Annotated in this window: 9 protein-coding genes; 7 read left to right on the top strand and 2 right to left on the bottom strand. The window is 69.8% G+C overall.

What is annotated here, in order from left to right:
- Positions 1–2: 2 nt before the first annotated feature.
- The 6 genes from V5F84_RS01725 to V5F84_RS01700 all read left to right on the top strand — a co-directional run bounded on the left by V5F84_RS01725 (position 3) and on the right by V5F84_RS01700 (position 7,908).
- A complete protein-coding gene (locus V5F84_RS01725) occupies positions 3–1,496 on the top strand; it encodes an O-antigen ligase family protein (protein WP_394046485.1) in 1,494 nt (497 codons plus the stop codon).
- On the top strand, positions 1,486–2,622 hold the full coding sequence (locus tag V5F84_RS01720) for a glycosyltransferase (RefSeq protein WP_394046483.1): 1,137 nt from the start codon (positions 1,486–1,488) through the stop codon (positions 2,620–2,622). Before V5F84_RS01725 ends, V5F84_RS01720 begins: the two co-directional genes overlap by 11 nt.
- A 241-nt stretch (positions 2,623–2,863) precedes the next feature.
- A complete protein-coding gene (locus tag V5F84_RS01715; RefSeq protein WP_394046481.1) occupies positions 2,864–3,553 on the top strand; it encodes a hypothetical protein in 690 nt (229 codons plus the stop codon).
- Positions 3,550–5,028 carry a GumC family protein gene (locus V5F84_RS01710; protein WP_394046479.1) on the top strand — a complete coding sequence of 493 codons (1,479 nt, stop codon included), beginning with the start codon at positions 3,550–3,552 and terminating at the stop codon, positions 5,026–5,028. The genes V5F84_RS01715 and V5F84_RS01710 overlap by 4 nt, the downstream gene beginning before the upstream one ends.
- Positions 5,029–5,273: 245 nt before the next feature.
- A complete protein-coding gene (gene tssJ, locus V5F84_RS01705) occupies positions 5,274–5,813 on the top strand; it encodes a type VI secretion system lipoprotein TssJ (RefSeq protein ID WP_394046477.1) in 540 nt (179 codons plus the stop codon).
- A 184-nt stretch (positions 5,814–5,997) separates the two neighbouring features.
- A complete protein-coding gene (locus V5F84_RS01700) occupies positions 5,998–7,908 on the top strand; it encodes a protein kinase domain-containing protein (protein ID WP_394046475.1) in 1,911 nt (636 codons plus the stop codon).
- Here V5F84_RS01700 and V5F84_RS01695 read toward each other — a convergent pair.
- Positions 7,870–8,685: a MinD/ParA family ATP-binding protein gene (locus tag V5F84_RS01695; RefSeq protein WP_394046473.1), complete on the bottom strand. Its 816-nt coding sequence runs from the start codon at positions 8,683–8,685 to the stop codon at positions 7,870–7,872. The genes V5F84_RS01700 and V5F84_RS01695 overlap by 39 nt on opposite strands.
- A 15-nt stretch (positions 8,686–8,700) precedes the next feature.
- A complete protein-coding gene (locus V5F84_RS01690; protein ID WP_394046471.1) occupies positions 8,701–9,111 on the bottom strand; it encodes a hypothetical protein in 411 nt (136 codons plus the stop codon).
- 486 nt (positions 9,112–9,597) lie between these two features.
- On the opposite strand from V5F84_RS01690, the gene tssH reads away from it, so the two are divergent.
- Positions 9,598–12,231, top strand: a complete 2,634-nt coding sequence (tssH, locus tag V5F84_RS01685) for a type VI secretion system ATPase TssH (RefSeq protein WP_509277147.1) — start codon at positions 9,598–9,600, stop codon at positions 12,229–12,231.
- Positions 12,232–12,283: the final 52 nt, after the last annotated feature.

The raw sequence follows: 12,283 nt of genomic DNA, 5'->3' as shown, positions 1-12,283 counted from the left end.
GTGTGACCGAACGCCTTTTCGATCCTCCCGCCGATCCGCGCCCGCGCCCGTGGCGCGAGATCGCCATCGCGGTGGGCGCGGTGCTGGCGGTGTTCGCGGCCTGGCTCAGCGTGACCGAGCCGCTGGTGCCGATCGCCCTGGCGTTCGGGCTGATCTTCCTGATCTTCGCGTTCCGCTGGCCGTTCGTGCCGTGCATCCTGTTCATCATCTTCTCGTTCCTGCGCATTCCCGAGGTGTTCCCGGTCCTGCTCAATCTGAAGATCCCGCTGCTGCTGGCCGTGCTCACCATCGTCGTGATCGGCTGGCACCTGTTCTTCCTGCGCACGATGAAGGTGTTCTGGACGCGCGAGCTGAAGATCTTCGCGCTGTTCTTCTTTTTCTGCACGATCTCGGTGGTGTTCGCGAAAAGCAAGGATCTGGCCTTCAGCTTCTGGTCCGACGTGTTCGTGAAGATCGGGCTGATGACCTTCGTGGTGGCCTGGGCGACGCGCAAGCCGGCGGATTTCAGCCTCATCAGCCGGTCGTTCTGCGTGTTCGGTTCGGTGGTGGCCATGGTCGCGATCTATAATTGGATGAACGGCATCGGCCTCGTGGAGGGCACACGCGTCACCATCGGCCGCGACATCCGCTCGCTGCTGGGCGACCCCAACGATCTTGCGCTGGCGCTGCTGTTTCCCTTCTCCTTCGCCGCCGCCTTGCTCATGGGGCGCTGCGGCTGGGGCGACCGGCTGCTCGGCGCCATGGCCTGCGGCACCATCTTCTGGGGCATCATGTGCACCCAGAGTCGCGGCGGGCTGCTGGGGCTCGCGGCGGTGGCGGCGGTGATCGGCAGCCGGTTCGTGAAGAGCAAGCTGGTGCTGATCGGCGGCGGTCTCGCCTTCCTCATCATCCTGTTCGCCGCAGCCGGCATCTCCGGGCGCTCGTCGGGCGGGGCGAGCGAAGGGGCGATCGTGGACGAATCGTCCGAGGGCCGCCTCACCGCCTGGCGCGCCGCCACCAGCATGGCGATCCACAACCCGCTCACCGGCGTCGGCATCGCCAATTTCACGGCGAATTATTTCGAGTATTCCGACACCTGGGACGGCACGCCCCATGCCGTGCACTCCACCTGGTTCGGCATTCTCGGCGAGATCGGCGTGCCCGGCTTCGTCACACTCATGGTGCTGGTCGCCTGTATGTGGCGCATGTGTCTGAACTCCCTGAAGGCCGCGCAGGCACCGGAGGTGGATGTGCGCTTGAAAATGTCGGCGGTGGCGCTGTTGGCCGGCCTTGCCAGCTTCTGCGTCTCCGGCACCTTCCTCACCCAGGGCACCACATGGCCGCTCTATGTCATCCTTGCCCTCAGCGTTGCCCTGGACCGCGCGCTGGCGCCGCCGGAGGTGGAGGGGGAAGCGGATTTTCTCCCCCCGCCGCGCCCGGCGCCCGGGGCCGGATTGTCTTTCGCGCGCAGGCCGGCGCCGCCCGGCCAAGGGGAACGGGGCGGCCATGGCAGCTGATCTGATCGTGTTCGGCGAGGATTGGGGCGGCCATCCCTCCTCGACCCAGCACCTCGTCGGCCATCTGGCGCGCACCCATAAGATCGTATGGGTCAATTCCATCGGCCTGCGGCGCCCGCGCCTGGGAGACGTGCGGCGGGTGGCGCACAAGCTCGCCGCGCTGGCCGGGTCGCCGCCATCCATCGACGCGCCGGCCCAAGATGCGCCCGGCGCCGCGCCGGGGTTCCGCGTGGTGGCGCCGCGCGCCCTTCCCTGGCCCGGCAACCCGGTCGCTGAAGCGGCGAACGCCCGTCTGCTGGGCGGGCAGCTGCGCGCCGTGATGGCGCAGGAAAACATCGTCCGGCCGATCCTGTGGACCTCGCTGCCGAGCGCCCTGCCGGTGGTGGGGACGCTCGGCGAACGGGCGGTGGTCTATTATTGCGGCGATGATTTCGGCGCCCTCTCGGGGGTGGACCACGCGCCGGTGCTGGATATGGAACGCCGGCTGGTCGAGAAGGCGGACCTTGTGATCGCCGCGAGCCCGGTGCTCGCCGCGCGCTTTCCCCGCGAGAAGACGGTGCTGGTGCCCCACGGGGTGGATGCGCGCGTGTTCTCCAGCCCCGCCCCGCCCGCCGCCGACCTTCCGCGGGGCAAGGTGGCGGGCTTCTACGGCAGCATCTCCGACTGGCTGGACGTGCCGATGCTGGCGCGTGCGGCGCAGGCGCTGTTCGACTGGACCTTCGTGTTCATCGGGCCGGTGCGCACCGATGTTTCGGCCCTGGCGCGGCTGGAGAATGTGCGCTTTCTCGGCGCCCGCCCCCATGCGGCGCTGCCGGGCTATGTGCAGCATTGGACGGTTTCGCTCATCCCGTTCCGCGACACGCCGCAGATCCGCGCGTGCAATCCGCTGAAGCTGCGGGAATATCTCGCCAGCGGCACACCGGTGGCGGCCACCCGCTTTCCCGCGCTCGAGCCCTATGCCCATCTGGTCAGCACCATCGCGCCCGACGGCGATCTCGCGGGCGCCATCGAGGCGGCGGCGAACCAGGCCGGCGGCGCCCTGGCGCGGCTGCGGCAACTGGCGGTCGCGCAAGAAGGATGGGACCGGCGCGCGGAGGCGGTCGAGACCGCGCTCGGGCGATTCTGAGCGCGGCGATGCATGTGGGCGCGGCGGAATCATCTATTAAGGCGGATGACACTAGACTGCCTGCCTGTGATCCGCCGATTCGGGGACGGGCGCTTCGGGGGAAGGGGTGATGGGGAGCCGGCGTGGTCCAGAACGCTTCGCCGCCGTCTTTCTGTGGGCCATGCTCGCGGGAGGTCTGGGCGGCTGCGCGGGCCCGCGCGATCCCACCGCGCTCATTCCCGCTCCGGTGCAGAATAGCCTGATGGCCGAAGACAAATTGCGCGAGGCGCGCGCCGCCGCCGCGGCACAGAAGGGCGAGGGGACAGCCGTCAGCGTCACCGACATCCTGGCGCGTGCGCGTGCCGCGCCGGACCAGCCGGCGATCGCCGCGGCAACGGCGACCGGGGCGCCCGCGAATGGCGCCTCCGCGATAGCGACGGCAGCGGCTCCTTCCCCCGCGGCTGCGACGCCGGAGGCCGCCGCCGCCCGCCGGGCCCTCCTGGCCCTGGCGCAACCTTCCGGTAGCCTGCAATCGCCCGGTGGTGTGCAGGCTCCCGCTGGCGCGCAATCGCCCTCTCCGGCGCTCGCCGGCCCGCCCGCGGCGCGGCAGGTCAGCGCGTTCGCCGCCGATACCACAGGCGCCCTGCCGCGTCCGTCCACCCGCGCGCCGCTGATCGACATCGTGTTCGAGCCCGGGCAGGACATGCCCAGCGCGGCCGATGGGGCGGCGCTGGCCAAGGCGCTCAAGGCGGCCCGGCTCGGCCCCGGCCGCCCGGTGACCGTGCTGGCGGGCCCGGGCTCCGGCGCCGATCCGTTCGCCCAGGCGCTGCTGGCGAACAAGCGGGCGCGCGCGGTCAAGGCGCTTCTGCCGCCGGAGATTCCCGCGACCCAGCTCTACGACCCGGACCTTGAGCCCGACACGGTGCGCATCCTCGCGGGAAGCCGCGAATGAGCGCGCTGTTCGAAAGCACGTCGGACACCCTCGCCTATATCGCCCAGGTGGCGTGGCGGCGCAGGTTCCTGGCCTTCATTCCGCTGCTGCTGCTGCCGCCGCTCGCGGTGGTGACCGCCATGGTCGCCCCCAAGCGCTATGAGGCGCGCATGACGATGCTGGTGCAGGAGCCCTCCAAGCTCAACCCGATCCTGAAGGACATCTCCATCAATCCCAACCTGAAGGAGCGCATGTCGGCCCTGGTGGCCCTCGCCCATTCGGAGGTGGTGCTGGGCAAGGTGCTGGAGGATCTCGGCCGGATCGGGCCGACCACCGATCCGCGCGACCGCGACTATATGGTGCGGGCGCTCTCGCTGGCGGTGAACATCCAGCTGGTGGGGAGCGACATCATCGAGATGCGGCTGCGCTCCGGCGATCCGCTCTCGCCGGCGGCGACGCTGACGGCCATCGCCAACCGCTTCGTGGAGCGCCTGGTCTCGCCCGAGCGCACGGCGGTGCAGGACAGCGAGCGCTTCCTCAAGCAGCAGATGGACGAGCGCCGCGCCAGCCTCGACCAGGCCGAGCAGGCGTTCGCCACCTTCCGTTCCGCCAATGCGGACAAGCTGCCGGCGCTCTACAACGCCACCGTCCAGCGGCTCGCCGGGCTGACCCAGCAGCTGGAGGAAAAGCAGATGGCGCTGGCCAGCGCGGATGCCGCGCTCCAGGATTTGCGCAAGCGCCTCGCCAGCACCAATCCGCTGATCGGCCGGATCGAGGAATCCATCGTGCAGGTTTCCGCCGAACTGGCGAGCCTGCGCGCGCGCTACACCGACGAGCATTCCGAGGTTCAGGCGGCCGAGCGCAAGCTCGCGCGGCTGGAGGAGGAGCGCCAGCGCCTGCTCGGGTCGGCCAAGAATATCGAGACCGTGGATCTCGACCGGCTGTGGAACCTCGCCGCCGGAGTGACCCAGGCCGGCGAGAACGGCCAGGCCCTCGGCTCCGCCCCGCTGCTGGTGTCGCAATTGCAGCGCCTCCAGGAGGCGCAGGCCCGGCGGGTGACGCTGGCCAAGGAAGTCGAGCAGATCAAGGAAGTCAGCGCCACCCTGCAACGCGACATCGCCGCGTTCGGGCCCATCGACCGGCAGCAGCAGAAGCTGGAGCGGGACGTGGGCATGGCGCGGGACAATTACGACGCCCTCGCCAAGCGCTATGAGATGGCGCGCGTCACCGGCGCGCTCGGCGTGTTCGAGGCGCCGGAGCGTGTGAAGGTGCTGGAAGATCCCGAGAGCCCGGCCCGCAAGGTCACGCCGGGCTATATCGTCTATGTCCTCGCCGGCGTCGTCGCCGGCATAGCGCTTGGAGCAGGCTTGGCCGGCATGGCGGAATTCCTCGACACCCGCCTGCGCAAGCCGGGCGACTTCGCGCGCATCTTCGGCGTCCCCGTCATCGCGCGCATTCCGCGCATCGAGGCCGCGGGCGAAGGGTTTCCCGCATGAGCGCCCCCCCGGACGGCGCGCCGTCGTCATTCTGTAACGAAAATCGTGATTTAACGCCGCGTCGCTTGGAGTCCTCCGACCCGGCATTGGCGCGCGCCGACGTGTCCGCGCCGCATCCCCAGCCCGGGTGCGAGCGCATCGGCACGCACCGTACCGACACGCATCGTACCGATACGAACCGTACCGATACGCTTCGCACCGCCACGCACCGCAACGGGCCAGCCCCCATTCCGCAACGAGATCAGATGGGTCAGGATCAGATGGGTCGCGATTTCGCCGCCCGCGGGCAGCAGGCCTCGTTCCAGAGCGGGCGCCGGGCGCTCGTGCTCGGCGGCCTGTTCACGCTCGCCGGGTGCAGCGCGCTGAAGCCGCCGAAATCCACCCAGGTCAGCGCGAAGATCACGGCGGACCTGTCGATCAACCCGGCGCCCGATGGCACCGCCACGCCGGTGATCATCCGGCTCTATACGCTGAAGACCGACAATGCCTTTCAGCAGGCGGATTTCTCGTCCCTGTTCAACGCCGACGCCGCCACCCTCGGGCAGGACATGCTGGGCAAGCGCGAATTCCTCATGGCTCCCGGCAAGGTCGAGGGCTACAAGGACGACGTGCCGCTGGACACCGCGTTCCTCGGCGTGGTGGTGGGCTTCCGCAACATCGACTTCGCCGATTGGCGGGCGATCGCGCCGATCCAGGAGAATGCGCTGAATGCGGCGACGGTGAACATCACCGCCCTGTCGGTCGCGATCCCGCTGGTGAAAGTTTATTATCACAACTGGTTCTAGGCTTGCGCGACACAGGTTCGGCCGGGAAATCGCTGCCGTTCTCCCGTGCGGGTGCTAAGGTGCTGCGATCTCGGGCGGGCAGGCAGTCCCGTCGCCGGCGCGATGGCGCCGGAGCGCGGGGTGCGGACGCAACCAGGACCCGACGGAAACAGGGCGTGTCACGGGTCAGCACAAGGGTCGGGACATGGCCGGATATTCCTCCGCAGTCGAGGCCATCGAGCTTTTCCTGACCGGCGAGATCGGCGTTCAGCATCTGGGCGAGCGGCTGGCGAGCTGCGGTGTCGCGCCGGACGAGATCGCCGCCGTCCTGACGCACTTCGTCGCCTCCGGCCGCCTGCCGGATCGCCTCGCGGCGTTGCTGCTGGATCGCGTGCGCGCCGGCGCCATGCCGGAGCGCCGCCGGTCCTCTTCCCCCACCGATCCGCGCCGTGCCTTGCCTGCGGCGGAGACGGGCGCCCCCCCAGCGCGGCCCGAGCCGCTGCATCCGCCGGATCCCGCCGAGTTCCAGCCGGCGCCCCCCGGCGTCTCCGAAGCCGGATGGCACCGGCGCACGCCGCTGCCGCAGCCCCAGGAGGAGCGCACGCTGCGCCCGGTCGTCGATCCGCGCCGCTCCGCGCGCCCGCTGCCGGTGTCGGACGGGCGAACCGGCTGGGGCGAGCGCCCGACGCTGGACCGGCGCGGCCTCGCGCCGGGCGCGGTCCGCGCCTTCGAGCCGCCGGAGCTTGCCCCGCCGCCGGCCACCCCGCCCCCTTCCGGTGCGTCCGACCGGTTCGCCCGCGACCGGACGGGCTTCGCGCCCCCGCCGCCGGTCCCGCCCGCCGCCGCACCCGCTCCGGACCGGGCCGCCGAGAGTGCCGCGGCCCGCAGGCCGCTGCTGCCGCCGACCGCCACGGGCGCGCTGGCGGGGCCGCTTCCCGCGCCCGCCGCCCCTCGTGCTCCCGCACCGCTTCCGCTTCCCACCTTGCCCACGCGGGCCCGCGGCCGCACCCCGCTCGCCGCCGCCCCGGACGGGCCGGACGCGGGCGCCGCGACGCCCCGGGCGCGCATCGACGACAGCATCACCTCGGCCCTGCTGTCCGGCCTCAAGGGGTTGCGCCACAAGGGTGGAGAGACGCACGGCCCCGGGCTCAACGAACGCCATCTGGACGGCTGGCTCTCCGGCTTCCGCAGCATGCGGGTGCGCCGCCAGGCGGACCTGGTGCGCGAGGGCGAGCGGCTGGAGCCCAAGCGCCTGCCCACCGACGCGCCCCGGCTCGCCATCGGCTTCATGCTGAAGGACCGCTTCGTGCTCGACGACGAGCTGGGCCATGGCGGCATGGGCGAAGTGTTCCGCGCGGTGGATCGCCGCCGCCTGGAGGCGGGCGACCCCGACCCCTATGTGGCGCTCAAGGTGCTGTCCGCCCAGTTTCGCCTGCATCCCGACGCGTTGGCGGCGCTGGAGGCGGAGGCCCGCAAGGTGCAATTGCTCTCGCACCCCAACATCTGCCCGATCTTCGATTTCGATCGCGACGGTCCGCATGCCTTCTTCGTGATGGAGCTGCTCCAGGGCGAGACGCTCGACCTCGCGCTGCGCCGCGCGCCGGGGGAGCCGCTGGACGCGGATCTCGCCGGCCCCGTGGTCTCCGGGGTGCTGGCCGCCATGTCCCACGCCCATGCGCTCGGCATCGTGCATGGCGATCTCAAGCCGGGCAATGTGTTCATCACCCGCGACGGCATGGCCAAGGTGCTGGATTTCGGCGTCGCCGTGGCGCTGCGGGGCGGCGGGTTCAATCCCGAGGGGCTGGCGGCCTATACGCCCGCCTTCTCCAGCCCGGAGATGATCGCCGGCGCGCCGCGCGATCCGCGCGACGATGTGTTCTCGCTCGGCTGCCTCATCTATCTCATCTATGCCGGCCAGCACCCCTATGGGCGGCGCCCGGCGGGAGAAGCGGCCCAGCTCGGGCTGGTGCCCGCGCCCATCCCCGGCATGCCGGACCCCGCCCGGTGGGCGCTGGAGTGCGCGCTGTCCTTCACCCGGGACGAGCGGCCCGCCGACGCCCGCGCCCTTGCCGCCGCGCTATTGCCCAGCCTCATCGGCCGTCGCGGGGAGGATTGAGGCGTCCCGCTCCAGCGCCATCGCGAGCTGGCGCACGCCGCGCGAGAAGTCGATCTGCGGATAAAGCAGCGAGACGAGCCCGGACGAGCCGGTGCGTACCAGTTCGTCGCTCATCAGGATCATGGCGCCGACTTCCGCGCCATAGGTCTCCGAGATCCGTTCCGACAGCACCGCGGTGTCGAAATCGGGATGCACCTTGTTCACCGCCATGACGATGCGCGGCACTTCGAGCCGGCGGGCCAGCTGCATCGTCACCGCCGTGCCCTGGTAGTCCTGATGGTCCGGCCGCAGCAGGATCAACGCGATATCGGAAATAGCGATCGACAGCAGGGTCTCGTTATTGAGGCCGGGATGGGTGTCGAGGATCAGGTAGTCGAGCGCGAGCGAACGGCACAGCGCGATCAGCCCCTCGTTCAACAGCTCCACCTCATAGCCTTCCTTCACCACGCGGGCGATATCCACCGCCTTCAGGCTCGCGGGCAGCAGGCTGAGATGGCCGAGACGGGGCGCCTCCTCCGGCGGCACGGCGCGGGCCACCATGTGCGTCACGTCCACGGCCACCTTGTCGATCGTGCAGCGGCCCCAGAGGAAATCGTTGAGGGTGCTGACCTCGTCCACATCCACCTCGAACAGCACATGGATGCCGGGGGACTGGATATCCGCGTCGACCAGCGCCACGCGGCGGCCGGCGCGCACCAGCTCGGCGGCGAGATTGCCGGCCACATTGGTTTTTCCGGTACCGCCGCGATAGGAGTGCAGCGCGAGGATCTGGGTCATGAAGGGCACGATTCTCTAGAGGGGGCGATCGCGCAGCCGCTTGGCCATGGCCTGGACGGCGCGGAACTGATCGGTATCGACGATCTCGGCCACCGCGCGGTCGCGCTGGGAGATGTCGATGCGCAGGCGGTGCACCTCGGCGGAGAGCGCCTCGTTGCTGGCGGCGAGGTTGCGGTTGTCCTTTTCCAGCAGCGCCTGCGCCTCCTTCAGCGCGGCGAGCGTCTCTTCCAGATGCAGCTCGCGCGCCTCCACGCGCACGATCATCATCCCGAAGGCCTCGGCGAGGCGCCGCACCGTGTCGGGCAGCGCGCAATCGCCGGTCATGGCGAGCAGCACGTCCACATCCTCGTAGCGTCCGCCGGATATGGCTTCGCACAGCGTGCGCAGCTGATCGAGCGCCTGGGTTTCGCTGTCCTGCTCCGCCATGCCGGGCTCCGCCGCTGCCGTCCCCGCGCGGCACGAATGCTGCCGCAAGGCGAGGAAAGCTAAGATGTAGCATCGAAAAATGACAGAACCGTTTTTTGCGGTCCTGCCGTTGGAGGAGGGGATTTCACGGCGGGCGCGGTTCCGCATCGCAGCAATTCTCAGCCGGCTCAAAACGTAACATGTGCTATATTGCCGCAGTTGAGGGCCGCTTTCTGCTACCCCTGGTGGCAGCATTGGACGCCATTCGGGCTGAAGCGGTGCGGGCATACGGGAAAACCCTTATATCCCGCCGGCCGGCCTGCTTTGCTGCCATGCCGCAGCTTCCGCCCGGCCGGGCTTCCGCCGCCCGGTGCGCTCGCTGGCCGTCGCAAACCGACATATTGTTCTAGTCATTCGTGAATAGGTTCGCGCCGGCGCGGGGGATTGCACCCTGCGGCGAGCGACCTGCGCGGGCGCGCGGGCCGGATCAGCGGCGTGGGGACGACAATGGCGGCTGTGGATCTCAAATCATTGATTCTGCGCTTGGACGACGTGTGCCGCGCGACCTTGGAAAGCGCCGCAGGCTTCGCGCTCATGCGCACGCACTACAATGTCGAGGTCGAGCACTGGGTCGCCAAGCTGGCCGGCGAGAACGACGCCGATTTCATCGCCGTGCTCAATCATTACGGGGTCGAGCAGGGCCGCCTGGCCGCCGACCTCAACCGCGCCCTGGACAAGATGAAGACCGGGAATGCCCGCCCGCCGGGCCTTGCGCCGGACGTGGTGGATCTGGCCAAGCAGGCCTGGCTGCTCGCCTCGCTGGATCAAGGCCAGTCGCGCGTCCGCTCGGGCCATATCCTCTGGGCGATGGTGGCCGACGACGCGCTGGCGCGCCGCAGCTACGAGATTTCCGACCAGTTCCGCCGCATCCAGTCGGACGCGCTGAAGCGCGATCTCTCCGGCCTCACCATGACCACCGGCGAGGCGAATTCGGTGGCCCGCACCGCGCAGGCGAGCGACGGCGGCGGCAACGACATGGCCCTGCCGCGCGGCAAGGGCGCGCTCGAGCAATTCACCATCGACCTCACCGCCCAGGCGCGCTCGGGCAAGATCGACCCGATCCTCGGCCGCGACGAGGAGATCCGCCAGATCATCGACATCCTGTCGCGCCGCCGGCAGAACAATCCGATCCTCACGGGCGAGGCCGGCGTCGGCAAGACGGCGGTGGTGGAGGGCTTCGCCCTGCGCATCGCCGCCGGCGACGTGCCGCCCGCCCTCAAGGACGTGACCCTGCGCACGCTCGACCTCGGCCTGCTCCAGGCCGGCGCCGGCATGAAGGGCGAGTTCGAGAACCGCCTGCGCTCGGTGATCGACGAGACCAAGGCGAGCCCCACCCCCATCATCCTCTTCATTGACGAAGCCCACACCCTGGTGGGCGCCGGCGGCGCGGCGGGGCAGGGCGATGCCGCGAACCTGCTGAAGCCGGCGCTCGCGCGCGGCGAATTGCGCACCATCGCCGCCACGACCTGGGCCGAATACAAGAAGTATTTCGAGAAGGACGCCGCGCTGACCCGCCGCTTCCAGGTGGTGAAGGTGGAGGAGCCGAGCGAGCCCACCGCCATGGCCATGATCCGCGGCCTCGTCGCGACCCTCGAAATGTATCACAAGGTGCGCATCCTCGATGAGGCGGTGGGCGATGCGGTGCGCCTCTCCGCCCGCTACATCCCGGCCCGGCAGCTGCCCGACAAGGCGGTGTCGCTGCTCGATACCGCCTGCTCGCGCGTCGCCGTGAGCCAGAGCACCATTCCCGCCCCGATCGAGGATCGCCAGCGCAAGATCTCGCTGATCGACACCGAGCTTGGGATCCTGGAGCGCGAGACCCGCTCCGGCGGCGAGCATTCCGCCCGCGCCGCCGAGCTCCAGGACGAGCGCGCCACCGCCACCGCCGAGCTCGCCGCGCTGGAACAGCGCTGGGCCGAGGAGAAGGCGCTGGTGGAGGAGTTCGAGACCCTGCGGGCGAAGCTCGAGGATCCCGCCCTGCTCGACGACAAGGACGCCCTGCGCGCTGCCCTCCAGGACGCGGTGGCGCGCCTGAAAGCGGTGCAGGGCGAGCAGCCGCTGGTGTTCCCGGTGGTGGACGGCCAGGCGGTGGCCGAGATCGTCCAGAGCTGGACCGGCATCCCGGCCGGCCGCATGCAGTCGAACGAGATCCGCACCGTCCTCGCCCTCAAGGAGGCGATGGAGAAGCGCATCATCGGCCAGTCGCACGCCCTGGAGGCGGTGGCGCAAGCGATCCGCACCTCGCGCGCCAAGCTCACCGACCCGCGCAAGCCGGTGGGCGTGTTCCTGATGGTCGGCCTCTCCGGCGTCGGCAAGACCGAGACCGCGCTGACGCTCGCGGACCTGCTCTATGGCGGCGAGCAGAACCTCACCACCATCAACATGAGCGAGTTCAAGGAAGAGCATAAGGTGAGCCTCCTCATGGGCTCGCCTCCCGGCTATGTGGGCTATGGCGAAGGCGGCATCCTGACCGAGGCGGTGCGCCGCAAGCCCTATTCGGTGGTGCTGCTGGACGAGATGGAAAAGGCCCATCCCGGCGTGCAGGACGTGTTCTACCAGGTGTTCGACAAGGGCAATATGAAGGACGGCGAAGGCCGCGACATCGATTTCAAGAACACCATCATCATCATGACCTCCAACGCCTGCTCCGACCTGCTGGCGAAGCTGTGCGCCGATCCCGAAACCATGCCCGAGCCCGGGGTCCTCGCCGAGGCCCTGCGGCCGGAGCTGATGAAATTCTTCAAGCCCGCGTTCCTCGGCCGCGTGACGCTGGTGCCCTACCTGCCGCTCAGCGACGACACCATCCGCACCATCGTCGGCTTGCAGCTCGGCCGCATCGCCCGGCGCGTGCGCGAGGCCTACAAGGCCGCGTTCAGCTACGCCCCCGAACTGGTGGAAACCATCGCCGCCCGCTGCACCGAAAGCTCGTCGGGCGCGCGCAATGTGGAAAACATCCTCTCGCGCACCCTGCTGCCGGAAATGTCCGCCCGCGTCCTGGAGAAGCTGACCGAGGGCACCCCCATCACGAGCATCTCCGTCGGTCTCGGGGAAGACGGGCATTTCACCTATGACGTCGCCTGAACGCGGTCCGTTCCCCTCCCGGCCGACGTCCGCGCCGGCCGTGCGGAGGCGC

Source organism: Roseixanthobacter liquoris (genome assembly GCF_043195135.2).
In the GTDB taxonomy this organism is placed as follows: Bacteria; Pseudomonadota; Alphaproteobacteria; order Rhizobiales; family Xanthobacteraceae; genus NCEH01.
The sequence above is the reverse complement of the archived record's forward strand: the minus strand, read 5'-3'. Positions and strand labels throughout refer to the sequence as shown.

What these genes read in the sequence shown, in the direction of transcription:
- tssJ (WP_394046477.1), top strand. Translation starts at nt 5,274, where the DNA reads ATGGGTCAGGATCAGATGGGTCGCGATTTCGCCGCCCGCGGGCAGCAG.
- tssH (WP_509277147.1), top strand. Translation starts at nt 9,598, where the DNA reads ATGGCGGCTGTGGATCTCAAATCATTGATTCTGCGCTTGGACGACGTG.
- V5F84_RS01690 (WP_394046471.1), bottom strand. Translation starts at nt 9,111, where the DNA reads ATGGCGGAGCAGGACAGCGAAACCCAGGCGCTCGATCAGCTGCGCACG.
- V5F84_RS01695 (WP_394046473.1), bottom strand. Translation starts at nt 8,685, where the DNA reads ATGACCCAGATCCTCGCGCTGCACTCCTATCGCGGCGGTACCGGAAAA.
- V5F84_RS01720 (WP_394046483.1), top strand. Translation starts at nt 1,486, where the DNA reads ATGGCAGCTGATCTGATCGTGTTCGGCGAGGATTGGGGCGGCCATCCC.
- V5F84_RS01700 (WP_394046475.1), top strand. Translation starts at nt 5,998, where the DNA reads ATGGCCGGATATTCCTCCGCAGTCGAGGCCATCGAGCTTTTCCTGACC.
- V5F84_RS01715 (WP_394046481.1), top strand. Translation starts at nt 2,864, where the DNA reads ATGGCCGAAGACAAATTGCGCGAGGCGCGCGCCGCCGCCGCGGCACAG.
- V5F84_RS01710 (WP_394046479.1), top strand. Translation starts at nt 3,550, where the DNA reads ATGAGCGCGCTGTTCGAAAGCACGTCGGACACCCTCGCCTATATCGCC.